The organism is Burkholderia alba (assembly GCF_034721475.1).
Taxonomy (GTDB): domain Bacteria; phylum Pseudomonadota; class Gammaproteobacteria; order Burkholderiales; family Burkholderiaceae; genus Burkholderia; species Burkholderia alba.
The window spans coordinates 273,435-299,079 of sequence record NZ_JAWJWL010000004.1 but is presented as its reverse complement, the minus strand read 5'-3'; the positions used below and the strand labels follow the sequence as shown (position 1 = coordinate 299,079).

Annotated in this window: 24 protein-coding genes, 1 tRNA gene and 1 pseudogene; 14 read left to right on the top strand and 12 right to left on the bottom strand. The window is 66.4% G+C overall.

Annotated features, from left to right (window positions below; genetic code table 11):
- Positions 1–51: 51 nt before the first annotated feature.
- A complete protein-coding gene (locus tag RZR99_RS06370; protein ID WP_323118894.1) occupies positions 52–732 on the bottom strand; it encodes a PspA/IM30 family protein in 681 nt (226 codons plus the stop codon).
- Between the two features lie 518 nt (positions 733–1,250).
- Here RZR99_RS06370 and RZR99_RS06365 point away from each other — a divergent pair.
- Positions 1,251–3,761: a penicillin-binding protein 1A gene (locus RZR99_RS06365; RefSeq protein ID WP_323118893.1), complete on the top strand. Its 2,511-nt coding sequence runs from the start codon at positions 1,251–1,253 to the stop codon at positions 3,759–3,761.
- A gap of 296 nt (positions 3,762–4,057) precedes the next feature.
- Here the strand turns inward: RZR99_RS06365 and RZR99_RS06360 are convergent, their stop codons facing one another.
- The 5 genes from RZR99_RS06360 to mfd all read right to left on the bottom strand — a co-directional run bounded on the left by RZR99_RS06360 (position 4,058) and on the right by mfd (position 11,594).
- Entirely contained in the window at positions 4,058–4,492 is a 435-nt protein-coding gene (locus tag RZR99_RS06360) for a DUF3574 domain-containing protein (RefSeq protein WP_323118892.1), read from the bottom strand.
- A 557-nt stretch (positions 4,493–5,049) separates the two neighbouring features.
- The gene (locus tag RZR99_RS06355) at positions 5,050–5,460 is read right to left on the bottom strand and encodes a hypothetical protein (protein ID WP_323118891.1); all 411 of its coding nucleotides are present in this window, start codon (positions 5,458–5,460) and stop codon (positions 5,050–5,052) included.
- A 156-nt stretch (positions 5,461–5,616) separates the two neighbouring features.
- On the bottom strand, positions 5,617–6,633 hold the full coding sequence (locus RZR99_RS06350; RefSeq protein WP_323118890.1) for a threonine/serine dehydratase: 1,017 nt from the start codon (positions 6,631–6,633) through the stop codon (positions 5,617–5,619).
- A gap of 67 nt (positions 6,634–6,700) precedes the next feature.
- Positions 6,701–7,912 (bottom strand): acetylornithine deacetylase, encoded by a 1,212-nt coding sequence (argE, locus tag RZR99_RS06345; RefSeq protein WP_323118889.1) that lies wholly within the window; start codon positions 7,910–7,912, stop codon positions 6,701–6,703.
- A 103-nt stretch (positions 7,913–8,015) separates the two neighbouring features.
- Positions 8,016–11,594, bottom strand: a complete 3,579-nt coding sequence (gene mfd / locus RZR99_RS06340; protein WP_323118888.1) for a transcription-repair coupling factor — start codon at positions 11,592–11,594, stop codon at positions 8,016–8,018.
- Positions 11,595–11,613: 19 nt separating this feature from the next.
- Between mfd and ispD the strand changes: the two genes are divergently transcribed.
- Together ispD and ispF are read left to right on the top strand one after the other, a co-directional pair.
- Entirely contained in the window at positions 11,614–12,324 is a 711-nt protein-coding gene (ispD, locus tag RZR99_RS06335) for a 2-C-methyl-D-erythritol 4-phosphate cytidylyltransferase (RefSeq protein WP_323118887.1), read from the top strand.
- Positions 12,325–12,357: 33 nt separating this feature from the next.
- Complete coding sequence (ispF, locus tag RZR99_RS06330) at positions 12,358–12,840, top strand: 2-C-methyl-D-erythritol 2,4-cyclodiphosphate synthase (RefSeq protein WP_323118886.1); 483 nt, start codon at positions 12,358–12,360, stop codon at positions 12,838–12,840.
- Between the two features lie 138 nt (positions 12,841–12,978).
- Here ispF and RZR99_RS06325 read toward each other — a convergent pair whose 3' ends face one another.
- The 4 genes from RZR99_RS06325 to ompR form a co-directional block, all read right to left on the bottom strand.
- Positions 12,979–13,506, bottom strand: coding sequence for a carboxymuconolactone decarboxylase family protein (locus RZR99_RS06325; RefSeq protein ID WP_323118885.1), 528 nt, complete (start codon positions 13,504–13,506; stop codon positions 12,979–12,981).
- 77 nt (positions 13,507–13,583) lie between these two features.
- Positions 13,584–14,132: a peroxiredoxin gene (locus RZR99_RS06320; RefSeq protein ID WP_323118884.1), complete on the bottom strand. Its 549-nt coding sequence runs from the start codon at positions 14,130–14,132 to the stop codon at positions 13,584–13,586.
- A 195-nt stretch (positions 14,133–14,327) separates the two neighbouring features.
- Complete coding sequence (locus RZR99_RS06315) at positions 14,328–15,686, bottom strand: ATP-binding protein (protein WP_323118883.1); 1,359 nt, start codon at positions 15,684–15,686, stop codon at positions 14,328–14,330.
- A 45-nt stretch (positions 15,687–15,731) separates the two neighbouring features.
- Positions 15,732–16,466: an osmolarity response regulator transcription factor OmpR gene (ompR, locus tag RZR99_RS06310; protein ID WP_407655408.1), complete on the bottom strand. Its 735-nt coding sequence runs from the start codon at positions 16,464–16,466 to the stop codon at positions 15,732–15,734.
- A gap of 78 nt (positions 16,467–16,544) precedes the next feature.
- Here ompR and RZR99_RS06305 point away from each other — a divergent pair.
- From RZR99_RS06305 to RZR99_RS06285, 5 genes and pseudogenes are all read left to right on the top strand, one after another.
- Positions 16,545–16,726 (top strand): annotated as a pseudogene (locus RZR99_RS06305) (hypothetical protein).
- Complete coding sequence (locus RZR99_RS06300) at positions 16,726–17,019, top strand: hypothetical protein (protein ID WP_323118881.1); 294 nt, start codon at positions 16,726–16,728, stop codon at positions 17,017–17,019. Before RZR99_RS06305 ends, RZR99_RS06300 begins: the two are co-directional and overlap by 1 nt.
- Positions 17,020–17,224: 205 nt before the next feature.
- Positions 17,225–18,637, top strand: a complete 1,413-nt coding sequence (locus RZR99_RS06295; protein ID WP_323118946.1) for a DUF1800 domain-containing protein — start codon at positions 17,225–17,227, stop codon at positions 18,635–18,637.
- 58 nt (positions 18,638–18,695) lie between these two features.
- Positions 18,696–19,922 (top strand): DUF1501 domain-containing protein, encoded by a 1,227-nt coding sequence (locus RZR99_RS06290; RefSeq protein WP_323118880.1) that lies wholly within the window; start codon positions 18,696–18,698, stop codon positions 19,920–19,922.
- 5 nt (positions 19,923–19,927) lie between these two features.
- Complete coding sequence (locus tag RZR99_RS06285) at positions 19,928–20,767, top strand: DUF3472 domain-containing protein (protein WP_323118879.1); 840 nt, start codon at positions 19,928–19,930, stop codon at positions 20,765–20,767.
- Between the two features lie 21 nt (positions 20,768–20,788).
- Here the strand turns inward: RZR99_RS06285 and hpnD are convergent, their stop codons facing one another.
- A complete protein-coding gene (gene hpnD / locus RZR99_RS06280; RefSeq protein WP_323118878.1) occupies positions 20,789–21,622 on the bottom strand; it encodes a presqualene diphosphate synthase HpnD in 834 nt (277 codons plus the stop codon).
- 268 nt (positions 21,623–21,890) lie between these two features.
- On the opposite strand from hpnD, the gene RZR99_RS06275 reads away from it, so the two are divergent.
- The 5 genes from RZR99_RS06275 to RZR99_RS06255 all read left to right on the top strand — a co-directional run bounded on the left by RZR99_RS06275 (position 21,891) and on the right by RZR99_RS06255 (position 24,290).
- A tRNA-Leu gene (locus tag RZR99_RS06275) sits at positions 21,891–21,977 on the top strand.
- Between the two features lie 217 nt (positions 21,978–22,194).
- The gene (locus tag RZR99_RS06270) at positions 22,195–22,734 is read left to right on the top strand and encodes a tyrosine-type recombinase/integrase (RefSeq protein WP_323118877.1); all 540 of its coding nucleotides are present in this window, start codon (positions 22,195–22,197) and stop codon (positions 22,732–22,734) included.
- Positions 22,632–23,123 carry a tyrosine-type recombinase/integrase gene (locus tag RZR99_RS06265; protein ID WP_407655412.1) on the top strand — a complete coding sequence of 164 codons (492 nt, stop codon included), beginning with the start codon at positions 22,632–22,634 and terminating at the stop codon, positions 23,121–23,123. The genes RZR99_RS06270 and RZR99_RS06265 overlap by 103 nt, the downstream gene beginning before the upstream one ends.
- Before the next feature lie 244 nt (positions 23,124–23,367).
- On the top strand, positions 23,368–23,868 hold the full coding sequence (locus tag RZR99_RS06260) for a glycoside hydrolase family protein (protein ID WP_323118875.1): 501 nt from the start codon (positions 23,368–23,370) through the stop codon (positions 23,866–23,868).
- Entirely contained in the window at positions 23,865–24,290 is a 426-nt protein-coding gene (locus RZR99_RS06255) for a lysozyme inhibitor LprI family protein (protein ID WP_323118874.1), read from the top strand. Before RZR99_RS06260 ends, RZR99_RS06255 begins: the two co-directional genes overlap by 4 nt.
- A gap of 181 nt (positions 24,291–24,471) precedes the next feature.
- Here RZR99_RS06255 and RZR99_RS06250 read toward each other — a convergent pair whose 3' ends face one another.
- Positions 24,472–25,056 carry a winged helix-turn-helix domain-containing protein gene (locus RZR99_RS06250; protein WP_323118873.1) on the bottom strand — a complete coding sequence of 195 codons (585 nt, stop codon included), beginning with the start codon at positions 25,054–25,056 and terminating at the stop codon, positions 24,472–24,474.
- Between the two features lie 71 nt (positions 25,057–25,127).
- On the opposite strand from RZR99_RS06250, the gene RZR99_RS06245 reads away from it, so the two are divergent.
- On the top strand, positions 25,128–25,634 hold the full coding sequence (locus RZR99_RS06245) for a response regulator transcription factor (protein WP_323118872.1): 507 nt from the start codon (positions 25,128–25,130) through the stop codon (positions 25,632–25,634).
- Positions 25,635–25,645 lie beyond the last annotated feature (11 nt).

Genomic DNA, 25,645 nt, shown 5'->3' with positions numbered 1-25,645 from the left:
GCGAGGGGCGGCGCCGCGTCGGCAGTCGCCGGCCGGCACGGCGGGTTGCCGTTACTGGGCCGGCGTATTCAGTTGCTTCTTGAGGGCTTCGAGACGGTCTTCGACGGACGGCCCCTTGTCGAGGGCCGCGAGCTTGTCTTCGAGCGCCTTGCCGCTGTTCGTGTCGGCGGAGTTCAGGCGGGCGTCGGAGCGCGCGTTCGACAGCGACACCTTGTCCTCGAGCTTCTGGAAGTCGGCCGACAGATTCTTGCCGCCGATACCGCCAAGCGCGGTGGCCGCGACATCCTTGGCCTGCGCGATTTCCTGCTTCGCCTGCAGGATGTTCGAGCGCGCGTTGAGATCGTTGCGGCGCTGACGCATGTCGGCGATCTGCTCCTTCAGCTTGTCCACCGACGGCTCGAGCGCCGACAGTTCGCGCGCGAGCGCATCGCGTTCGGTCTCGGCGTTCCCCTGCGCGGCCAGCGCCTCGCGGGCGAGCGCTTCGTCGCCCGACTGCAGCGCGCGTTTCGCGCCGTCCTCGTACTTCCTGGCCTTGTCGCCGGCGGCGTCGCACTTGCTGCGCTGCGTGGCGACCTGCGCCTCGATCTCGATCAGCGAATTTTCCGCCCGGCCGATGCTGTCGTCGAGCTCCCGCACGATCTGGCGTGCGTCGCGCGACGGGTCTTGCACCGAATCGGCCGCGTCGTTCAGCAGGCCTTTGAGCGTGCGCGAAACAGAGTCGAAAAGCGACATGAATTCCTCCGTAGATAAATGACGATGCGATCGCAGATCGCTTGTCCGACAGATCGCCGCGGCGGTCGCGCCACGGCCGGTGTCGGCGGATATTACACCACCGGATCGCTTAAACCCCGCTTAAGGACAGGGGACGAAACGGTGTCCGGCGCTCACCGAAATGCGGGCGGCAAGCGGGGATTTCCAGTCGTGCCGGTGTTTTTTTCGGTGCTTTCTTTCAAATCGAAAGCTGAGCGGATCAGCGCCCGCCGACATGCGGCATGCCGCTTTCATGATAGGCGCGCACGGCGCAAAGGCGCGCCGGATTTGCCCGTTCGGTGCCAAATCGAAGGAATTTTTACAAAAAATCGCGGAGCGCGCCGGGTGATTTCATTAAAATGCGCTGTCACGTCGCGGGAACGGATCGCCGCGTGCCGCGGTCTGTCGACGTGATACGCTCCACGACGCTACGCTCAACGATCCACGCGCATGTTCTCCGCATGCGCGCAAGGCGCGCCTCGCGCGCCCGCCATTCCGACATGCCAATTATCAAACGACCGCCTTCATCTCGCGCCACGAACGAACACAACTACTCGTTACGACGCTCCCCATCCGGCGCTTATTACACCGACGACGATGACGACCGCGACGACCGCCGCGCGCGCAGCAGCGGTGGCCGTTCGTTCGGCTCGCGGGTCGCGCTGTGGTTTGCCGGGCTGTTCGTGATCGCGGCGGTGGTCGGCGCGCTGATCGTCGGCTACGCGATGGTGGTGATGGCCCCGCAACTGCCGTCGCTCGACGCCCTGACCAACTACCAGCCGAAGGTGCCGTTGCGGGTGTACACGGCCGACCACGTGCTGATCGGCGAATTCGGCGAGGAGCGCCGCAGCCTGGTGCGCTTCCAGGACATCCCGGACGTGATGAAGAAAGCCGTGCTCGCGATCGAGGACTACCGGTTCTACGATCACGGCGGCGTCGATTTTCTCGGCATCCTGCGCGCGGGCGTGGCCGACCTCATGCACGGCGGCGCGCGGCAGGGCGCGAGCACGATCACGATGCAGGTCGCGCGCAACTTCTTCCTGTCGAGCGAAAAGACCTATACGCGCAAGATCTATGAAATGCTGCTCGCGTACAAGATCGAGCGCGCGCTGACGAAGGACCAGATCCTCGAGCTGTACATGAACCAGATCTATCTGGGCCAGCGCGCGTACGGCTTCGCGGCCGCGGCGCGCGTCTACTTCGGGAAGGATCTGAAGGACATCACGCTCGCGGAGGCGGCGATGCTCGCGGGGTTGCCGAAGGCGCCGTCCGCGTACAACCCGGTCGTGAATCCGAAGCGCGCGAAGGTGCGGCAGGAATACATCCTGAAGCGGATGCTTGAGATCGGCTACATCACGCAGCCGCAATACGACGAGGCGATCAAGGAAGAGATCCACACGCGCACGCCGGGCAACCAGTACGCGGTGCATGCCGAATACGTGTCGGAAATGGTGCGTCAGATGATGTACGCGCAGTACAAGGATGAAACCTATACGCGCGGGCTGACCGTCACGACGACCATCAACGCGGCGGACCAGGAAGCGGCTTATCAGGCGGTGCGGCGCGGCATCATGGATTACGAGCGTCGTCACGGCTATCGCGGGCCGGAGGGTTTCGTCGCGCTGCCGCCGGCGGGCGACGATCGCGACGAGGCGATCGACGACGCGCTCGCCGATCACCCGGACAACGGCGACCTGCAGTCGGCGGTCGTGCTGAGCGTGGCGCCGAACGCGGTGCAGGTGCAGTTCGTCGGCGGCGCGACGGCGTCGATCAACGGCGCGGGCCTGCGCTTCGTCGCGTCGTCGCTGGGCGCGCGCGCGTCGGATGCGCTGAAGCTCAAGCCGGGCTCGATCGTGCGCGTGATGAAGGATGCGAAGGACGTGTGGCAGATCGTGCAGTTGCCGCAGGTCGAGGGCGCGCTGGTCGCGATCGCGCCGCAGGACGGCGCGATCCGCTCGCTCGTCGGCGGCTTCGATTTCAACAAGAGCAAGTTCAACCACGTCACGCAGGCGTGGCGCCAGCCGGGTTCGAGCTTCAAGCCGTTCATCTACTCGGCGTCGCTGGAAAAGGGGCTCGGGCCGGCGACCGTCATCAACGACGCGCCGCTCTATTTCCCGCCGAGCGTGCCGGGCGGCACCGCGTGGGAGCCGAAGGACGACGATCAGCCCGATGGCCCGATGCCGATGCGCACCGCGCTGCAGCGCTCGAAGAACCTGGTGTCGATCCGGATCCTCGCGTCGATCGGCACGAAGTACGCGCAGGACTACGTGACGCAGCGTTTCGGCTTCGATCCCGCGAAGACGCCGCCGTATCTGCCGATGGCGCTCGGCGCCGGGCTCGTCACGCCGCTGCAACTGGCGACCGGCTACGCGGTGTTCGCGAACGGCGGCTACAAGGTCGATCCGTACCTGATCGCGGAAGTCGACGACGCGCGCGGCCAGGTCTTGCAGAAGGCGCAGCCGGTGACGGCGGGCGCCAACGCGCAACGCACGGTCGACGCGCGCAATGCGTACGTGATGAACAGCCTGCTGCACACCGTCGCGACGGCGGGCACCGGGGCCGGCACCAACGCGCTCGGCCGCGGCGATCTGCAGGGCAAGACGGGGACGACCAACGACGCGAAGGACGGCTGGTTCGCCGGCTACCAGCCGACGCTCGTCGCGGTCGCGTGGATGGGCTTCGACCAGCCGAAGAGCCTCGGCAGCCGCGAGTTCGGCGCACAGCTCGCGCTGCCGATCTGGGTCAACTACATGCGCACCGCGCTGCATGGCGTACCGGAGCAGCAGATGCCGATGCCCGACGGCCTGACGACGATCGACGGCGAGCTGTATTTCGCCGACCGCACGCCGGGCAACGGTTTCGTGCCGTTCGTCGACATCAATGTGGCGGCCAACCCGATCAGCGCGAACGATGCGCTCGGCTCGGCGGGCTCGGCGGGCCTGACGCCGCCGCCCGTGACGCAGCAGGAGAAGCAGCAGATCATGGATATGTTCGAGAGCAACAAGCCATGACGCGGTAACGGATGGTCGACGCGACGGGCGCCTGCGGGCGCCCGTTTTTTTGCCTGCGCGACGCGGGCAGGCACGGGCCGGTGGGCGTAACAGCCATTCATGCGGCTGCGTCGAGCGGCATGCGGGCGCCGCGCCCGAGCGTCGATGCCTCGGCAGGAAGGCCTGCTGCATGCGCGGGCCGGCCGCGAGCTGCCGGACGCGCTACGGCGCCGGTCTCGCCGCGCGCACGCGTGCAGCGCGTCGTTCCCGCCGCACGCTTGTGCGGCGCTAGAGGCGGGCCGATGCGTCGCGCCGGCTCAGAACGAGGCGCAGATGGGCGAGAGCAGCAGGCCGACCGATTCCTGATGGAAGCGTTCGGTGTACGCATGCCGGATCTCGGCGAGATGCGCGAGCGTGGCGGGCGTATCGGCGGCGGCGATGCGGATCACGAAGCTGTCCTCCTTCGTGATGGCGCCGGTCGCGCGGTCGCGCCATTGGCCGTGGGTGTCCCAGTACGTGAGCCCGTCCGGGAAGCGCGGCGTGACGACGTCGGCGAGGAAGGCCGCGCGCTCGGCATCGGTCACGGGGCCGTGGCCCTTGATGTCACGGCCGAACAGCAGATCCGCCTGCCATTCGCGGCTGCCGCCCGCTTGCGTGCAGAACGGCGAATCGCCCGCGCTCGGGAACGTCGTGGCCGCGCAGCCGGACAGCAGGGCGACGCCGAACAGGGTGCTGATCAACAGGGCGCGCATGGCGGGAGTCTCGCGGGAGGCGAATCGAGTTGGCCCGACGATGGCGGGCGGCGCTCGCGAGTGTGTCACGGCGGCGGACGGATTCCAAGCTGTCTGGAATGCCGGACGCATGCGGGACACGCGTGCGGACCGGAACCCGCGCGGCGCCTGTTGCGAGGCGTCGGCGCAAAACGCCGCGCATTCAAGGGCTTGGCCGTTTGTCAGGCGGCTTATCAACAAGGCTGTCAACACACGCTGTGCATAACGTCGACCGTGTGCGGCGACGCGCGACGGGGACGACGCGATGCACCCGGGCGCGACACGGCAGACGAACCGAGGCGGATCAGTGACTTAGCTTCGCTGCCCCGGACTTATCAACAGGACTTTCAACAGAAACTGGGGATAACCGGGGCGTGCGGTTGCGGTGGTTCGCCACGGCGGATGTCGTGACGATGCGCGGGTGGTCGGCCGTTCGCGGCCGGATCGGCATCCGATTCCGCGTGCGGCCATGCGTGCGCGCCGATGCGGCGCCGCGTATGCGCGGCGCTCGAGAGTCGATCGCGTCTGCCGCGAAGCCGCTAACGCGCGACTTCGCGGCGCTGCGACAGGTGTTCGAGCCGCCCGTATCCGGTTCCGAGCAGCGCGAGCGACGCGAACAGCGCGATCCAGAGCGTGCCGAGCTGTTCGCCGATGGCCACGTTCTGCGCGCCGACGATGCGCTGATAGCCGAGGCCGCAGGCCCACGCGAGCAGGGTCACGTACAGCAGCGACAGCATCGGCTTCGGGCCGAAGCCGCCGCGCCGCAAGCGCGCATAGGCCTTGCCGATCTCGCTGCCGAGGATGAAGGCGAGCGCGAGCGAGAGCGCGATGAAGCTCCCCGGATGATCGAGCCATTCGCGGCCGGGCGGCGTGCCGCGCAGGTTCCAGAACGCGATGCCCAGCGTACAGGCCAGCAGTGCCCAGACGGCAGCGGGCAGGAATCGACTCATGCATCCTCCGGTCGGGAAACGGACGGCGGCCGGGGCCGCGACACGTTTTGCATCGCTCGATGAAATCCTTGGTGCGTCAACAGGTTAACGGGCTTGTCAGGCGGTTGTCCACATCCTCATCAACACAAACTGGGGATAACTGTCGCCGCGCGCCGTTCAGCGATGCAGGCGCGCGTGTTCGAGATGCGTGGCGAGCGTGACGGGGTCGGTGTTCGTGCCGGACAGCAGCACGCCGACCCGCTTGCCCTGCAGGGTTTCGCGCAGCGGGCCGAGCAGCGCCGCGGTCGCGGCCGCGCACGCGGGTTCGACCGCGATCTTCAGATAGGTGAACAGATACAGCATGGCCGCGCGCAGTTCGTCGTCGGACACCGTGACGAGCCGGTCGATGTGGCGGCGGCACAGTTCGTAGCTGTATTCCTCGGTGTGGGGCGCGGTCAGCGAATCGGCGATGGTGTGCATCGTTCCCATCTTGACCGTGTGGTTCGCCGCGAAGCTGCGGTTCATCACGTCCGCGCCTTCGGGTTCGACGCCGTACACGTGCACGCGCGGATTGGCGAGCCGCAGCGCGGTCGACACGCCCGCCGCGAGTCCGCCGCCGCCGATCGGCAGGATCACCGCGTCGAGGTCGGGCGTCTGGGTCGCCCACTCGTAGCCCAGCGTCGCCGTGCCGAGAATCGTGCGATAGCCGCTGAACGGATGCACGAAGAAGCGGCCTTCCTCCGCCTCGATGCGCCGCACGACGTCGAACGCGTCGGCGCTGCTTGCCAGCACGACTTCGGCGCGGTACTGGCGGCATAGCGCGATGCGCGCGGCGCTCGCGCTGTGGAGCATCACGACCTTCGCGCTGGTACCGAGGCGCATCGCCGCATAGGCGACGGCCGCCGCGTGATTGCCGGCCGACACGCAGGTGACGCCCACGCTCTTGCGGCCCTCGTCGAGCGCGAGCAGATTGGCGAAGGCGCCGCGCGCCTTGAAGCTGCCGCTCGCCTGCAGCAATTCGAACTTGAAATTGACGTGCGTGTTGTCGAGCGACGGCAGGCCGGCGCGTTCGAACACGGGGGTGCGCGTCACCCACGGCGTGAGCGCGAAATGCTGGGCGGCAATGGCATCGAGCGTCGGGATCGGCTCGCCGTTGATCGCGGGATGAGCGGTGCTCTGTTGTGAGGTCGACATGGCCATACGCGTGTGGGTGACGATGGCGCCGGTTGCCCGGCGCGGCGGTGCGTCCGTCGTCGCGGATTCAGGCGAGCGTCATGCTGTGGACGAACTTGCGCAGGAAGCGCTCGCAGGCGGCGAGTTGTTCGAGCGCCACGTACTCGTTCGGCTTGTGCGCCTGCTCGATGTTGCCGGGGCCGCAGACGACGCTCGGGATGCCCGCGAGCGCGAACAGGCCCGCCTCCGTGCCGTAGGCGACCTTGCGCTTTTCCTGGTCGCCGGTGAGCGCGCGCACGAGCTGCGTGATCGCCGCCTGCTCGGTCGCGTCGAGCCCCGGCGCCGCCGCGATTTTGGAGAACTCGATCGATGCGCTCGGGTGCTCGCGCTGCATCTGCGGCAGCAGCGTCTCGCGCGCATAAGCGTCGATGCGCGCGAAGATCTGCTCGGGGTCGAGCGTCGGCAGATTGCGGAATTCGAACGAGAAATGGCATTCGGCCGGCACGGTGTTGATCGCGTTGCCGCCCTGGATCAGGCTGGTTTGCGCGGTCGTGAACGGCACGTCGTACAGCGCGTCGAACGGCCCGTTCGCGCGGAACTGGTCGGCGATATCGCGGATATGGCAGATGAGGCGCGCGGCGTACTCGATCGCGTTCAGGCCCTTCGGCGTCAGCGACGAATGCGCGGCATGGCCGCGCACGCAGCAGCGGTAGGTGTTGATGCCCTTGTGCGCGATGATGGGCCGCATGCTGGTGGGTTCGCCGACGATGCAGCCGGTCGGACTGAAGCCGCGCTTCTGCAGATCGGCGATCAGGAGCGGCGCGCCGGCGCAGCCGATTTCCTCGTCGTAGGACAGCGCGAAGTGGATCGGCTTCGCGAGCCTGGCCGCCTGCATCTCGGGCAGCAGCGCGAGCGCCGCGCCGATGAAGCCCTTCATGTCGCAGGTGCCGCGGCCGAACAGCTTGCCGTCGCGCACGACCGGCCGGAACGGATCGCTGTCCCACTGCTGGCCGTCGACCGGCACGACGTCGGTGTGGCCCGACAGCACGATGCCGCCGTCGGTCGCGCCGTCGTGCGCGGGCACGGTGGCGAACAGGTTGGCCCAGCCTTCACGAGGATCATGCGTGAGTGTCGATTCGATCCCGCGTGCCGCGAGGGCGTCGCGCACGGTCTCGATCAGGCCGAGATTCGGCACGCGGCTCGTCGTATCCATCGAAACGAGGCGCTCGACCCAGGGCAGGCTGACGAGGGCGGAAGCGGAAGGGGCAGTGGGCGGGGCCGCTGCGTCGAGGGTGGACATGGCGAAACTCCGGCGGGTCAATCGGAAAATCATACTCAAAAACGCCGCAGCCCGCTTCCGCGGGCTGCGATGCAATGCAACATTTCCTGCGCGCGAAGCCGTGCTATCTGCTGGCCGGCGCGCGCTGCGCGGTGGGCTGGCCGAGCGCGCGCAGCGTCTCCTTGACGGTGGACACGCGAATCGCCAGGTCGGGCGTGCGCGTTTCGATCCGCAGCCTGTCCTGCCCGGCGAGCTTCACGTGGCGGTGCTTCTGCACCATCTCGATGATGCGCATCGGGTCGATCGGCGGATTCGGGATGAACTGCAGGCCGATCGCCGCTTCGCTCGCGTCGATCTTGACGATCCCGAGCGGCTTCGCGGCGAGCCGGAGCCGGTGCGTCTCGACGAGCGCATGCGCCTGCGGCGGCAGTTTGCCGAAGCGGTCGATCAGTTCCTCCTGGATGCCGTCGATCGCGTCGCTGTGCTCGCAGTTCGCGAGACGCTTGTAGAGCGACAGGCGCTCCTGGACGTCGCCGCAGAAATCCGCGGGCAGGATCGCGGGCGCGTGCAGGTTGATCTCGGTGGTGGCCGCGAGCGGCGCGGTGAGATCGGGCTCCTTGCCGTTCTTGAGCGCCTTCACCGCGTCGTTCAGCATCTCGGTGTACAGCTGGAAGCCGATCTCGTGGATTTCGCCGGACTGCTTGTCGCCCAGCACCTCGCCGGTGCCGCGAATCTCGAGATCGTGCATCGCGAGATAGAAGCCGGAGCCGAGTTCCTCCATCTGCTGGATCGCCTCGAGCCGGCGCTGCGCCTGCTTCGTCAGCGCCTGCGGATCGTGCACCAGCAGATATGCGTACGCCTGGTGGTGCGAGCGGCCGACCCGGCCGCGCAGCTGGTGCAGCTGGGCGAGGCCGAACTTGTCGGCGCGGTGCATCAGGATCGTGTTCGCGCTCGGCACGTCGATGCCGGTCTCGATGATGGTCGTGCACAGCAGCACGTTCGCGCGCTGCGCGACGAAGTCGCGCATCACCCGCTCCAGCTCGCGCTCGTGCATCTGGCCGTGCGCGATCGCGATGCGGGCTTCGGGCACCAGCGCCTCGAGCATCGCGCGGCGGTTGTCGATGGTTTCCACTTCGTTGTGCAGGAAGTACACCTGGCCGCCGCGCTTCAGCTCGCGCAGCATCGCCTCGCGGATCACGCCTTCTTCCTCGCGCCGCACGAAGGTCTTGATCGCGAGCCGCTTCTGCGGCGCTGTGGCGATCACGGAGAAATCGCGCAGGCCTTCGAGTGCCATGCCGAGCGTGCGCGGGATCGGCGTCGCGGTCAGCGTCAGCACGTCGACTTCCGCACGCAGCGCCTTCAGCGTTTCCTTCTGGCGCACGCCGAACCGGTGCTCCTCGTCGATGACGACGAGACCGAGCCGCTTGAACTGCACGTCGGACGACAGCAGCTTGTGGGTGCCGATCACGATGTCGACGCTGCCTTCGTTGATTTGCGCGATCGCCGCGCTCACTTCCTTGGCCGACTTGAAGCGCGACAGCTCGACGATCCGCACCGGCCAGTCGGCGAAGCGGTCGATGAAGGTCTGCGTGTGCTGCTCGGCGAGCAGCGTGGTCGGCGACAGCAGCGCGACCTGCTTGCCGCCCATCACCGCGATGAAGGCCGCGCGCAGCGCGACCTCGGTCTTGCCGAAACCGACGTCGCCGCAAACCAGCCGGTCCATCGGCTTGCCGCTCGTCATGTCGCCGATCACGGCGGCGATCGCCGCGGCCTGATCGGGGGTTTCCTCGAAGCCGAAGCTTTCGGCGAACTTCACGTAGTCGCGCGGTTCCAGCGGGAACGCGTGGCCCTCGCGGGCCGCGCGCCGCGCGTAAAGGTTCAGCAGTTCGGCGGCGGTGTCGCGGATCTGCTGCGCGGCCTTGCGTTTCGCCCGTTCCCATTGCCCGGAGCCCAGCGCGTGCAGCGGCGCGCTGTCGGGGTCGGCACCGCTGTAGCGCGAGATCACGTGCAATTGCGCGACCGGCACGTAGAGCTTGCTGTCGCCCGAATATTCGAGATGCAGGAACTCGGTTTCGCCTTCGCCGAGATCCATCGACACGAGGCCCATGTAGCGGCCGATGCCGTGCTGCGCATGCACGACCGGGTCGCCGATCTTCAGCTCCGACAGGTCGCGGACCATCGCGTCGACGTTGCTCGCCTGTTCCTGCCGGCGGCGCCCCGCGCGACGGCCGAGCGCGCCGTACAGCTCGGTCTCGGTGACGATCGCATAGCCTTCGCCGGGAATCGCGAAACCGTTGGCGAGCGGCGCGACGCCGAGCGCGAAGCGCTCGTCGCTCGCGAGCCACGCGGCGAAGCTGTCGTTCGATACCGCGCGCAGGCGATGCTCGCCGAGCAGTTGCGCGATGGTTTCGCGGCGTCCGGCCGACTCGACGGTGAACAGCACGCGGTTCGGCGTGCTGTCGAGATAGCCGCGCAGCGCGGCGAGCGGATCGTCCGCGTGGCGGTCGAGCGCGAGCGTCGGCAGCGGCGCGGCCCAGCCGCCGGCCGGCTGCGCGGGCAGCACGACGCGGGCGAACGGCTTCGCGAGCGTGTAGAAGTCGTCGTCGCTCAGGAATAGCCGCTGCGGTTCGAGGATCGGCCGCTCGCGGTCGTGCGACAGGAAGTTGTAGCGCTGCCGGGTGTCCGCGGTGAAGCGCCTGATCGCGGTGTCGAGATCGCCGGTGAAGACGAGCTGCGCGCGCGCCGGCAGATAGTGGAAGAGGGTGGCCGTGTCCTCGAAGAAGAGCGGCAGGTAGTACTCGATGCCCGCCGACGGCACGCCGTTGCCGATGTCCTTGTAGATCGGCGCGCGGCTCGGATCGCCCTCGAAGGTCTCGCGCCAGCGGCTGCGAAACGCGGTGCGCGCGGCTTCGTCGAACGGGAATTCGCGGCCCGGCAGCAGGCGCACGTCGCGCACCGGGTAGAGGCTGCGCTGGGTATCCGGATCGAACGCGCGGATCGAGTCGACCTGGTCGTCGAACAGGTCGATCCGATACGGCAGCGGCGAGCCCATCGGATACAGGTCGATCAGCGAACCCCGCACGCAATATTCGCCGGGCCGCACCACCTGGCTCACGTGCTCGTAGCCGGCGAGCGTCAGCTGCGCTTTCAGCCGCCCCTCGTCGAGCCGTTCGCCCTGCGTGAACGCGAACGTGTACGCGGCCATGAACGACGCGGGCGGCATGCGGTACAGCGCGGTGGTGGCGGGCACCAGCAGGATGTCGCAGCGGCCCTCGCCGAGATCGTGCAGCGTCGCAAGGCGCTCGGAGACGAGATCCTGGTGCGGCGAGAACGTATCGTAAGGCAGCGTTTCCCAGTCGGGCAGCAGGCGCACCCGCGCGTCGGGCGCGAAATAGCGGATCTCCTGCGCGAGCCGCTGCGCGTCGACCGCGCTCGCGCAGATGACGGCGAGGAGCGGCACCTGTTCGCGGTGGGCGCCGAGATACCGGGCGATGGCGAGCGCATCGGCGGAGCCGTGCGCGCCGTCGAAGGCGAAACGCTGGCCGGGCTTGACGAGCGCGACGGGGGACGACTGGGGGGAGGCGTTGTCTGGCATATAAGGCGGCTGGGTTGCGTGCGCCTCGGGGGCGGCTTCGGCGGATGGATTCGCAGTATGGCCGGTCAAGGCGAAAGAGCTATTATAAAATCCGTCCTTCGTTTTCATCTTTCCGGCGTTCGCTTTCGTGACTCCCCGACTTTTTGCCCTGATTCCCTGCGCCGGCACGGGCAGCCGTTCCGGCTCCGCGTTGCCGAAACAGTACCGCACGCTCGCCGGGCGTGCGCTGCTGCATTACACGCTCGCCGCGTTCGACGCGTGCAGCGAGTTCGCGCAGACGCTCGTCGTGATTTCGCCCGACGACGCGCATTTCGACGCGCGCCGCTTCGCCGGTCTGCGCTTCGCGGTACGCCGCTGCGGCGGCGCGTCGCGCCAGGCGTCGGTGCTGAACGGCCTGCTGGAGCTGGCCGACTACGGCGCCACCGACCAGGACTGGGTGCTGGTGCACGACGCGGCGCGCCCCGGCATCACGCCGGCGCTGATCCGCACGCTGATCGGCGCACTGAAGGACGACCGGGTGGGCGGCATCGTCGCGCTGCCGGTCGCGGACACGCTCAAGCGGGTGCCGGCGGGCGGCGACGCGATCGCCCGCACCGAAGCGCGCGACGGCCTCTGGCAGGCGCAGACGCCGCAGATGTTCCGGATCGGCATGCTGCGCGACGCGATCCAGGGCGCGCAGCGCGAGGGCCACGACCTGACCGACGAGGCGAGCGCGATCGAATGGGCGGGGCATGCGCCGCGCGTCGTGCAGGGCAGCCTGCGCAATTTCAAGGTGACCTACCCGGAAGACTTCGCGCTCGCGGAGGCCATTCTCGAGCGCCCCGCGAACGCTTCCTGATTTCACGTTCCTCATACACGAACCGGATTACGCATGGATTTCAGAATCGGACAAGGCTACGACGTACACCAGCTCGTTCCCGGGCGGCCGCTCATCATCGGCGGCGTGACGATCCCCTACGAGCGCGGGCTGCTCGGCCACTCGGATGCCGACGTGCTGCTGCACGCGATCACCGACGCGCTGTTCGGCGCCGCCGCGCTGGGCGACATCGGCCGCCACTTCTCGGATACCGATGCGGCGTTCAAGGGCGCCGACAGCCGGGCGCTGCTGCGCGAATGCGCGGCGCGCGTCGCGCAGGCGGGCTTCACGATCCAGAACGTCGACAGCACGGTGATCGCGCAGGCGCCGAAGCTCGCGCCGCACATCGAGGGGATGCGGGTCAACATCGCGGCGGATCTCGGCCTGCCGCTCGAGCGGGTGAACGTGAAGGCGAAGACCAACGAGAAGCTCGGCTATCTGGGCCGCGGCGAAGGTATCGAGGCGCAGGCGGCGGCACTGCTGGTGCGTACGGCCTGAATACCGGCCCGGCGCGGGTGGGGGCGCCGTCGCGGGCGAGTCGCGCATCCGTCCGATTCGTCCCGGACCTCGACGCAAAAATGCCACGCGGCATCGCCGCGTGGCGTTTTTTTGGGGCGGATGAAACCGATGCCGTGCTTACTTGCCTTCGGCGGCGAGTACCTGCGCAGCGGCGTTGATCACCGACGCGATGCGGCCGACGTCGCGCAGCTGCGTGACGGTCATCCCTTGCTCGTTCTTCAGCAGCGCATAGTGCGACTTCACGCAGAAGTGGCACTTGCCGACGATCGACGCGGCGAGCGCATACATCTCGAACTTGCGCTTGTCGACGCCGCCGTGCGACGCATACGCGCCCATCCGCAGTTCGGCGCGCTGGGTCTTGAGGTCGGCGTCGTCGGCCATCTCCACGAACGGATACCAGGCGTTGTTCATCCCCATCAGCGCCGCCGCGGTCAGCGCCGCGTGGGTTTCTTCCGGCGACAGCACGCCCGCTTCGCGGATCGCGTTGACGAGCGTCGTGCTCTTCGCGGCGAATGCCGCCGCGAGCGCCGCGCCGACCGCGTCCGTGCCGTCCAGCGACGAGCGCGAGATCGTGCCGTCGAGATTCAGGCGAATGTCCTTCGCGTAGTCGGGAATGAGCGCTTTAATCGAGTCGATGAATTCCATTGATATCCCCTATGGATGAGCCGTTAAAAAAGCCCGCAGGCGGAACGTGCGCCGCGGGCTCCCATGCTTGCCGACGCTTACAGCGTGGCGCCGCCGACGGAGCGGTTGCACGGGCAGAGTTCGTCCGTTTGCAGGCCGTCGAGAATGCGCAGGATTTCGTCCGGGTTGCGGCCGACGTTCAGGTTGTTCACCGACACGTGCTGGATCGTGTTGTCCGGATCGACGATGAACGTGGCGCGCAGCGCGACGCCGGCTTCCTTGTCGCGCACGCCGAGCTGGTCGATCAGCTCGCCCTTGACGTCGCCGAACGCGTAGTGGTTCAGCTTGTCGAGATCCTTGTGTTCACGGCGCCATGCGAGCTTCACGAATTCGTTGTCCGAGCTGCCGCCGAGCAGCACGGCGTCGCGTTCTTCGAACTGCTTCGCGAGCTTCGCGAACTCGACGATTTCCGTCGGGCACACGAACGTGAAATCCTTCGGGTAGAAATAGATGACCTTCCACTTGCCCGGGAACGACGCTTCGGTGATGTTCTCGAATGCCGACTGACCGTTTTCTTCGTGATGGTTGAAGCCCGGCTTCGCGGCTGCAACGGTGAAAGCTTCGAGTTTATCGCCCACGGTTTTCATGCGGATACTCCTGGTTGTGTTGGGAAGAACGGCTTAAGGGTCAAACTACCTCGTTGCTGCAACGTTTCCATGACAGCACCGGGCAGACTATAACTCTATTAAATAATAATTTCAATAGATTTTGACTAATGCGTCCGATAGCTATTTTCAAAGACGCCGATAGCCTAACCCGCGCGGGCGGCGGGCGGCCTTGCGTCAAGCGGTCGCACGCGGCTTGCTGCCGGGGAAGTCGAGGATGACTTCGAGTCCCGCGTCGGGGGTGCGGTTGCGCAGCCGCAGCGAGCCGCGGTAGCGGCCGACCAGCCGCAGCACGATCGCCATCCCGAGCCCGGTGCCGTCCGCCTTGCTGCGTGCGGTGTCGACCCGATAGAACGGCCGCATCACGAGCGGCAACTGATCCTCGGGGATGCCCGGACCTTCGTCGAGCACGACGAATTCGACGCGCGCGTGCGCGAGGCGGGTTTCGAGGGTGATCCGCGCGACGCCGTCCGCCTTGCTTTGACCATACTTGCGGGCGTTCTCGACGAGATTGCCGATCACGCGGCGCATGTCGGTCTCGTCCGCTTCGATGACCGCGGCGGGGGCGAGGCGAGTGCGGATCTGCACGTCGGCCTCGTTGCCGATCCGCGCCGCGACCTCGTAGGCGATCAGCGACAGGTCGACCGGTTCCGGCGTGCGTTGCGCGGGGCGCGCGTAGTCGATGAACGCAGCGATGATGCGGTCCATCTGTTCGATGTCGTCGACCATCGCGTCCTTGGTCGCCTGGTCGGACGGGCTCATCTCGGTTTCGAGCCGCAGCCGCGCGAGCGGCGTGCGCAGGTCGTGGGAGATGCCCGCGAGCATCAGCGCCCGATCGGCCTCGAGCTGTTCGAGATCGCGCACCATCTGGTTGAAGCTGCGATTGGTCTCGGCCGCGACCCCCATCCCGCGCTCGGGCAGCGCATCGGGGATCTGGCCCGAGCCCAGCTTGCGCGCGGCGCTGGAGAGCCGCGCGAACGGTTGGTTCACGAGACTCGTGATGAACGCCGAGCCGAACAGCGACAGCGCGAGCGCGAACAGCCCCCAGCCGGCCCATTGCAGGCCGGTGACGGTGTCGAGCTGATCGCGGTCGAGCGCGACCCAGTAATCGTCGTCGTCGATCTTGAAACTGATCCACACGCCCGGGATGTCGTTGACCGACTGCGCGATCACGGTGTCGTCGCCGAGCCGGCTGCGGATGTCGTGCTCGATCAGGCGGTTCAGCGATTCATCGGGCTGCAGCTTGAACTTGTCGGTTTTCTCCCGCGGGTAAACGCGCACGCCCTCGTTGCTCTCGAGATCCTGCAGCAGCGCGCGGCGCAGATCGGGATCGGAGTAGAGCAGCGCGGTGCGCGTGAGCTTCACGATCGCGACGAGCTGCAGCGCGACGCGCTGCGCGCGCGGCTCGCGCTCGATCACGCGAAAGCTCTGGAACCACGCGGCCAGACTGACCGCGATCAGCAGCGCGATCAGCAGGAAGGTGCGCCAGAAGAGCCCGCCGAAGACGAGCGTCAGAAGGCGCCGGTCGATACGCATAGGACAGCCGGATGGACGGACGGGAAAGGCGGGCGTGACGTCAGATCAGGCCGCACCGTCGGGGATGAACACGTAGCCGAGACCCCAGACGGTCTGGATGAAGCGCGGGCTGCCCGGGTCGGGTTCGATCAGCTTGCGCAGGCGGGAGATCTGCACGTCGAGGCTGCGGTCGAACACTTCGTATTCGCGGCCGCGGGCGAGCTCCATCAGCTTTTCGCGCGACAGCGGCTGGCGCGGATGGCGGGCGAACACCTTCAGCACCGAGAACTCGCCGGTCGTCAGCGGGATCTCCTGGCCGGATTTGGTCAGGGTGCGGGTCGCGAGATTCAGCGAAAACTCGCCGAACTCGAACACCTCGGTGGTTTCCGACGGCGCGCCCGGCAATTCGGCCGGTGCCTGGCGGCGCAGCACCGCGTGGATGCGCGCGACCAGCTCGCGCGGGTTGAACGGCTTCGGCAGATAGTCGTCCGCGCCCATTTCGAGACCGACGATACGATCGACATCCTCACCCTTCGCGGTCAGCATGATGATCGGCGTGCGGTCGTTGCTGCCGCGCAGGCGGCGGCAGATCGACAGGCCGTCCTCGCCCGGCAGCATCAGGTCGAGCACGAGCAGGTCGAAACGTTCGCGGACCCAGAGCTTGTTCATCGCCGTCGCGTTTTCGGCGACGTAGACGTTGAAACCCTGCTCGCCGAGATAGCGGCGCAGCAGATCGCGGAGGCGCGGATCGTCGTCGACGACCAGAACTTTTGAGGGGTTTTTTGTTTCCATGAGCGGCATCTTATCGCGATTAGGAAAAAGAACGCGGTTGCGACTTTTCGCGGGTTACAGTCAGTTACAAAATTTACCCGTGCAGCCGTGCGGAGTAAAGACACTCGCTACAGACTCCTTTACTCAAGCCGGAGATTCGGTAGATACTCCCCCCACTTAACATTTCATAGTTTGCACACCCGATTTCCGCAGGGTTTGTCCAAGTGCCAGAGGTAGCCGGTTGCCGCGTGACGAAGGGAACAAAACGACGAAAGAAGCGAGGACAGTGATGCGGTCGACGACGATTGCATTCGTGCTGACGATCGTGTTCGCCGGTTTCTTTGCCTCGAACTTCGCTTGTGCTCAGCGCCAGGAAAGAGGCGCGCAGCCTTACAAGGCGCCGCGCGGCAAGCCGGCGCAGCAGCGCCAGATGCAAGCGGACCGGGCATCCGAGCCCGCGGGCCGCTCCGCTGTGCCATCCGATCTCGAACAGCGTCGCCGTGACGGCCACATGACACCCGAAGAACGTCACCTGCTGCGCCAGCATATCGAGGACGCGGTGCGCGACCTGTACAAGCGCTGACCGCAAACGTTAAATCGCGGCCGGCGGCCGGAAAGATTCCGTAGCAACTTCGTCGTCAACTTCGCCGTCCGGCGAGCCGTTGAACCGCCAGGACCCGGGCGATCCAGCGACGGCCGGCTGTCCGTCCCTTTCATCTTCCTGAGAGCGGTTGACGATGAGCCATTCGAGCACGGCCGGGCATGCCTCGGCGCAATCGGCGAGCGTGATGTCCGCGGACGCGCAGGCTTCCCTCGACGCCGACGACGCGCGCTATCTGCTCACCCGCACCGGTTTTTCCCCGCCGCCCGCCGACGTGTCGCGCTATGTCGGGATGACGCGCGCGCAGGCGGTCGCCGATCTGCTGAACGGCGCGCGTCCCCGGACCGTCACGCCGCCGCTCGACTGGGTGAACGAAGTGCCGCCGTCGCGCGCGGTGCGTGGGGCGTGGACGCCCGACGAACGGCGTGCGGAGCAGCAGATGCGCAATCAGCGCTACGAAGCGCTGCGCGCGTGGTGGGTGCGCGAGATGCTCGTCACGCCGTCGCCGCTGACGGAGCGGATGACGCTGTTCTGGCACAACCACTTCACGTCGGGCCAGGACAAGGTGCCTTATCCCCAGAGCATGGCCGCGCAGAACGCATTGCTGCGCAGCGAGGCGCTCGGCCGCTTCGGCGTGCTGCTGCACGGCGTCGCGAAGGATCCCGCGATGCTCCAGTACCTCGACGGCGCGAGCAATCGCAAGGGGCGACCGAACGAGAACTTCGCGCGGGAGGTGATGGAGCTGTTCACGCTCGGCGAAGGGCATTACTCGCAGCGCGACGTGTCCGAGGCGGCGCGCGCGTATACCGGCTGGAGCCTCGATCCCGACACGGTGTCCTATGTTTGGCATCCGAATCTTCACGACGACGGCGTGAAGACCGTACTCGGCGAGACCGGCCCGTTCGACGGCGACCAGGTGCTCGATATCCTGCTCGCACGCCCGGAAACCGCACGCTTCGTCACCGCGAAGCTATGGCGCGAATTCATCTCCGATATGCCGGACCCGGCCCAGCTCGAACCGATCGCCGTGCGATTCCGGGAAAGCGGCTACGACATCAAGGCGGCGCTGTCGGCACTCTTGCTGTCCGACGCGTTCTGGACCGATCGCTATCGGGGCGTGCTGGTGAAGTCGCCGACGGAATTCGTGGTCGGCACGGTGCGGCTGTTCGGCGTCGGCTACGGCACGCCGGAGACGTTCGTCAATACGATTCGCACGCTCGGCGAGAACCTGTTCTATCCGCCGAACGTCAAAGGCTGGCCGGGCGGCGCGACGTGGATCAACAGCTCGACGCTGCTCGCGCGCAAGCAGTTCGTCGAGCAGTTGTTCCGCGCGACCGAGGCGGCGACGATGCGGCCGCCGCCCCGGCCGGCGTCGCAGAGCGTCGCCGCGAAGCCGATGCCGGGCGGCATGCGTTTCGATCTCGATGCGTGGCTCGGCGGTTTTCGGACCAAACCGCAGGCGCAGCCGGGTCTGTCGACGGAATTGCAGTTGCAGCATGCGGTACTGCCGCTCACGCCGGTGGCCGCGATCGAGGCCGGGTCGACCAGCAGCGCGTATCTGCAAGCACTGCTGATGGATCCGGTCTACCAGTTGAAATGATGGCGCGGGAGGCGGGGCGCGTGCGACTTCCCGGCCGAATGCAAGCAAGGAAAGCAGCATGAAACGACGCGAATTTCTGGCTCTGACGAGCCTTGCGGGGGCGGCGGGCGTCTCGTTGTGGATGCCGCGCGCATTCGCCGCCTCGACCGCCGGCGCCGTTGCGCACGGCGCGGCGAACTACTCGAACGTGCTGATCCTTGTCGAGCTGAAGGGCGGCAACGATGGACTCAATACGGTGATTCCGTATGCGGATCCGGCGTACTACGCGATGCGCAAGAACATCGGCATCAAGCGTGAGCAGGTGATCCAGATCGACGAGCGCACGGCGCTGCATCCGGCGCTCGCGCCGCTCATGCCGATGTGGCAGGCGCACCAGCTTGCGATCGTGCAGGGCGTCGGTTATCCGCAGCCGAACCTGTCGCACTTCCGATCGATCGAGATCTGGGACACCGCGTCGCGTTCCGATGAATACCTGCGTGAGGGATGGCTCACGCGCGCGTTCGCGCAGGCGCCGGTACCGGCGGGTTTCGCGGCGGACGGCGTGGTGCTCGGCAGCGCGGAGATGGGACCGCTCGCGAACGGCTCGCGCGCGATCGCGCTGGTCAATCCCGCGCAGTTCATTCGCGCGGCGCGGCTCGCGGAGCCCGTGTCGCTGCGCGAGCAGAATCCCGCGCTCGCGCACATCATCGACGTCGAGAACGACATCGTGAAGGCCGCCGACCGGCTGCGGCCGCGCGACGGCATGATCGCGTTCAAGACCGCGTTTCCCGCCGGTTCGTTCGGCACGTCGGTCAAGACCGCGATGCAGGTGCTGGCCGCGTGCGATACGCCGCAGCACACGCCCGCGGCGGGACAGGGCGTCGCGGTGCTGCGTCTCACGCTGAACGGCTTCGACACGCACCAGAACCAGCCCGGCCAGCAGGCCGCGTTGCTGAAGCAGCTGTCGGAGGGGCTGGTCGCGATGCGTTCGGCGCTGATCGAGCTGGGCCGCTGGAACGATACGTTCGTGATGACCTACGCGGAGTTCGGGCGCCGGGTACGGGAGAACCAGAGCAACGGCACCGATCACGGCACGGCCGCGCCGCATTTCGTGATGGGCGGACGCGTGCGCGGCGGCCTGTACGGCGCACCGCCCGGGCTCGGACAGCTCGACGGCAACGGCAACCTGCCGGTCGCCGTGGATTTCCGGCGCATCTATGCGACCGTGCTGGGGCCGTGGTGGGGGCTCGACGCGACCGGCGTGCTGCAGCAGCGCTTCGAGCCGCTGCCGCTGCTGCGCGCATGACGGCCATGCGGCAAGAGCGCGAGCGGTCCCCGGCGGTGCGCGGCACGGGGTTCGCGGCCGGGTTTTCCGGGGCGTGGGGGGCATCGACAGGCGGCCTCGCGCGCCTGATGGGCATGGCGGTACTGCTGATCGGGGGCGTGCTGGCCGCCGCGCCGGGTGCGCAGGCCCGCACGCCGACGGCGACGTTCGCCGCGTCCGCCGGCGCGCCTGCATTCGACCGGCTCGAGTGGGATGTCAACGTCCTGGATTTCAGCGAAGGGCCGTCGACGCGCTGGTTCTGGGCGCTGCAGACGAGTCTCGCGGGCGGCAAGGTGTTTTACATGGGACTGCAGCCGCAGAACATGGGCAAGACCGACGGGCGGCGTGCGCTGTTCAGTTTCTTCGGCGCGGGCACGTCGGCGGGTGCCGCTTCCTGCCACGGCGGCGCCGACGGTGGCGCCGGCACCAGTTGCATGATCCATTACGACTGGCAGACGGGACATCCGTATCGGTTCACCGTGACGCGCGCGCCGCATGGCGCGGGGCAGGTGACCTGGACCGGCACGATCACCGATCTCGTCACCAACGTCACGACGAAGGTGGGGGCGGTCGATGTCGACGCGCGTGCCGGGGACATCCGCCCGTCCAGCGTAGGCTGGGCGGAATGGATCATGGGGCATGCGACGACGTGTGCGGCGAAGCGCGGCTTCGTCGTGAAGATGGATGCGCCGGTCGGTTACCGCGACGGCGCACGCCATGACGAATTCGTCGGACGCACGCTCGACGCGGATGTGCCGGGCTCGGGGTGCGTGACGGTAAGCGCCGTCGCGGACCGGCGCGCGGCGCTGATGCGGATCAACCGATAGCCGGCTCGCGAGCGCGCGCCATCACCGTTTTCGCGCGGCGCGCCACGCGGTCCAGAGCGTGCGGATCGGCGTGAGGGCGATCCGCTGGTGCAGCACCTGGAAGCCGTCGCGTTCGATTTCGTCGAGCAGCGCGTGCGCCAGTGCGGCCAGCGCCCGAAGTGTGCGCTGCGCGCGGCGTTCGGAAGCGGGGATCGCGTCGAGTGCCGCGTTCAGCGCGTCGCGCGCGCGCGAGGTCTGGAATTGCATCAGTGCGGTGAAGGCGGGGCTGTAGCGGCGGTTGATCAGATCGGCGGCGGTCACGTCGTAGCGCTGCAGCTCGTCGATCGGCAGGTAGATGCGGCCGTGGCGCGCGTCGTTGCCGAGATCCTGGATGAATTGAGCCAGCATCAGCGCGTGGCCGAGCGCAACCGGCCAGGCCGCAACGGCCGCCGCATCCGTCGCGCTGGCGCGCGCGACGAGCGTCGCGAAGCTGCCGCCGGCCTGATCGAGGTAGCGGCGCAGGTTCGCGAAATCCAGATAGCGGGCCTGTTCGAGATCCATGCCGAAGCCGGCGACGAGCGTCTGCAGCGTGTCCGCTTCGGCGGCGATGTCGGGGTGGTGCGCGGCGAGCGCTTTCGAGACGGGATGCGACGGCCGGCCGGCCGTCAGCGCAGCCAGTTCTTTCTGCCACCACGCGAGCTTCGTGTGGCCGACCGTCGGGTCGCTGGTTTCCTTGACCGTTTCCTCCAGTTCGCGGCGCAATGCGAACAGCGCGGTCAGAAGCGGTTGGCGGGCGAGCGGCGCCTGGCGCAGGGCGTAGTAGACGCTGGAGCCGGGGGGCGCGGCTTTTTGCTGACAATAGTCGTCGAAATTCACGGATCTGGAGCGAGTGAGGCGATGGCCGTCGTGCGGCGTTGGGCGGCGTTGGGCGGCGTTGGGCGGCCGCGCCGCCGTGGGGGTAGCGCGGAATTCTAGCATCGTGGCGGATTTGAAGCCGGCCGCCGGAGACAAGCGCGGGGAGATCGGTTAGAATCTCGCGCTCGCGCTTTTGGGCGGCCGCAGCGCATGCAGGGCGGCCGATCCCCTGAACGGCCGCGGCTCGCGGTGGCGCGAGACGCGGTAAACTGTTCGGCAAACCTCGTGCGCGTGAGTGGCGAAATTGGTAGACGCACCAGGTTTAGGTCCTGACGGGAGCAATCCCGTGCCGGTTCGAGTCCGGCCTCACGCACCACCCATACCCCAAGCAGTTTTATGGTTGACCGGAAAGCCCCGCCTGTCTTTGACCGGCGGGGCTTTTTGCTGCTAACGTCGGCCACCGCTTCTTATCGATCGCTACAAAATCCCGGGGCATCGTTGGGGGCAATTTTCCGGCTTTGGGGCACGGGCGCGCCTCACGTCCCCATGCCTCTTACGGATGTCGCGGTCCGTGCAGCCGGGCTTCGCGAGAAGTGCGCAAACCGGCGGACGAGCAGGGCAGGCATCTCGAGGTCATGCCGGATGGCTCGAAGTACTGGAGCCTGACGTACCGTGTCGGCGGCAAAGAGAATCGGATGGCGCTGGGTGTCTATCCGACGGTCACGTTGCTCGCAGCCCGGAAGGCGCGCGATGAGGTCAAGGCGCAGTTGCGCGGCGGGCTGGACCCATCACACGAAAAGAAACGTGTGAAATTGCAGCGCAGCCTGGATCGGGAGAACTCGTTTGAACCGATCGCTAGGGCGTGGCATGAGCAGCGGAAGGGGACATGGAGCGAGCGTCACGTGGTGCGGGTCATGAACTTGCTCGAGCGGGAACTTTTCCCGTTGCTCGGAGCACGGCCGATAGCTGAAATTTCAGCGCCGGAACTGCTCGAAGTCATGCGCAAGATCGGGCTCGCGACGCTGTTGAACTGGCGAACAAGGCGATCCAGGCGTGCAGCCAGATCTTCCGGTATGCGATTGCGACGGGCCGGGCAGAGCACGATTCGGCGCCCGATCTCCGTAGCGTTTTGAAGACGCACACCGTGGTGCATATGAAGCGCGTCAGCGAGGCTGAACTGCTCGAGTGGATGCGAAAGACGACAGACGAGGGCGATTGCCAGACCCAGTTGGCCCTGCCGTTCATGGCGTTGATGTTCGTTCGTACGAGCGAACTGCGGTTCGCCGAATGGACCGGAATCGACGAGCAGAAGAAAGCGTGGCGAATCCCGGCCGAGAAGATGAAGATGCGCTCGCCGCACATCGTGCTGCTATCGAAGCGGGCGCTCGAGGTGACTGCGAAGTTTCGGGCGCTGAACGGTCATAGTCGCTACCTTTTCCCGAGTCGGTCGAGCCCCGACAAACCTATCAGCGAGAACACGAGCCTGTACGCGCTGTATCCCGTCTGCAGCACTAAGGTTTGAAGAGTCGGCCTGTGGTTGATCGCAAGCGAGACGGATGGCGGAAGTGCGACGAGGATGCGAAGCTCATGACGCTGATCGTTCTGCCGGGACCAACCGTGTGCAAGATATCTAGTAGAAAAGCGTTGTCGGTTACGTGAAGCTTCGGTGATCCGTAGGCGAAAACAAGACTGATCCCGACTGATGATAAAGTGCAACGACCACGCGGCCGTCGTGGGATGAAAACATCGCTTTGAGAGGGCGGCAAATGGCAAACGAGAACATGCGTTTGAGCCAGGCGGGTTGGACCGCGCTGCGCACACGCGAGCATGCTGTCATGGCGTACTACAACGATCAGGCAAACAACTGTACCTACGGCGTCGGCACGCTCGCACATACTGGTCCGTGCACGCCTGATGAACTGGTGCGACCCGTTACCGCGACGCAGGTAAATGCGCAGCTCGCGACCCGCGTAAGCCGGGCCGAAGCCGCGGTGCGCCGAGTTGTCACAACCCGCGAGTTGACGCAGGACCAGTTCGATGAGCTGGTCAGCTATACGTATAACGCTGGCGACGCCGGCGCGCGTGCGGCACTTCAGGCCGCGAATCAGAACAACGATGCCGGTGTCGTGTCCCACATGAACCAGCGTATCTACATCCATCCGCGCGACGCGAACGGTCGCCGCCTGGCTCCGGTTCGATCGAACGGCCTTGTCAACCGCCGCCGGCTTGAGACCGTTCCATTCCGCCGACAACAGGGTGCTCAATGAAGAAGCTCGTATTTGGCCTGCTCATGCTGGCGTCGACAAGCGTATTGGCAGATCAGACGCCGGCGCAAGAGATTTCGGCGCGCAGCGGGCTGCCGGCGAGCGAGGTCAGTGCGTTGCTCGCCGACTGCGATTCGACCCAGACGAGCATGAATTTTTGCGCATGGCGCGACCAGATTGTCGCCGAGCGTGAGTTGCAAGAGGTCGTCGACAAGCAGGTCAGTGAGCATCCGGATCGCAAGATGTCGATCGAGGCTCGGATTGCGAAGTGGAAGAAAGCGCGTGACGCATCTTGCGAGAAATCGGCGCGCAAAGAGTGGGGCGATGGATCGATGCGGCCAACGGCCCAGGCGATCTGCGCAACCGCAGTAACGAAGAAGATGACAAAAAAACTATCTGCTCCGGGTGCTCGAGCACCGACCTGATTGCTCGATGGGGCGAGTGCGCGCTCGGCCTCAAGGCGCCGCGGCGCATCGACGGAACGCCGGGGATCACTTGGGAGCAGCTCAGCAACGTGTTACTGGAACTAGCGCGGCAGAGAATCGAAGTGGACGAAACGTCTTTGATATTTCAGAAAGAGCCGGCGCTCCGACCGCCGGCCGTACCTCAAGCCATACTGACGAAGAAGTTGGCGGCGGCGCGCTTAACCAGGTAGCTTTGCAGCATCGTCGCCTCATAGTCCGTCAGTGAGAATTGGATTTGGCCTTCGCGTATCAGAACAAGCCTCCCGTCATGGGTTACCGCGCAGGCGAAGCCAACAGGCCCAATTTGCAGGGACGAAGTGACGGCGCTGACGGTAGATGGCTGTCCGTGGGGTAAATGTTTTGTGGCGCCTAGCTTCCTCAGTGTTCTCCGTGGCTTGTTGTCGAACACGCTACTTCGAGTATCAGACGACTTTGCGATAGGGATGACGCTGCTCGCATCGACGATCTTTTGTTGTACGCGTTCAACAGCATCGGGTGGTACCTGGTCTGGCAGATAGTGCGAATTCATCGTTTTGCCGTTGCGACTGATGCGCTCAACAAGTACTCGACCAGACTTCACTTCTGGCCATATGGAAGTTGAGACCTTGGTGGAACTATCGAGTCCGAGTTTTTCTGCGATCTCCGCGGATGTGATTCCGGGCTGGCGCTTGATGAGTTCGACCACTTTCGCGCGACGGCTAAGTTGCTCTTTCTTCGACTTCATCATCGTTGCTCCTGTGTGAGTCTGCGTCGTCGTAACGCAGGGGAACCAGAATATTTTGTGGCGAGCCGCGTGCGATGGATTCGCGTGACTGTGCTGCCGTTTTCATCGGAAGAATCAAGCTGCAGGGCATGAACGGGCTCGACGCGCTCGCCGGGTTCGCGCAGCGGCGTCCCCGGCTCCCCGTTATCATGTTTTCGTCGTCGGAGGATCCGGGGGCCGTGCGCAGCGCATTCGCGCAAGGTGCGATGGGGTTCGTGCCGAAATCCGCCAGTCCGCACACGCTGCTGTCCGCCATCAGGATCGCGCTCGACGGCGAGCGCTACGTGCCGCCGCTCGTGCTCTCCCACCCGACGCTGCAGCAGATGGACGGCGGCCCCGCTGCACGAGGCTCGACGTTGACGCAACGCCAGATCGAAGTGCTGCGCCATCTCGCGCAAGGCGCGCCGGACAAAGCCATCGCCGACAAGCCCGGCGTGTCCGAAAAGACCGTCAACGCGCATGTCACCGCGATCTTCAGGGCGCTGAACGTGATCAACCGCACCCAGGCGGCGGTGGCCGGAAGGAGGGCGGGCCTCATCTGACACGTTCGCCT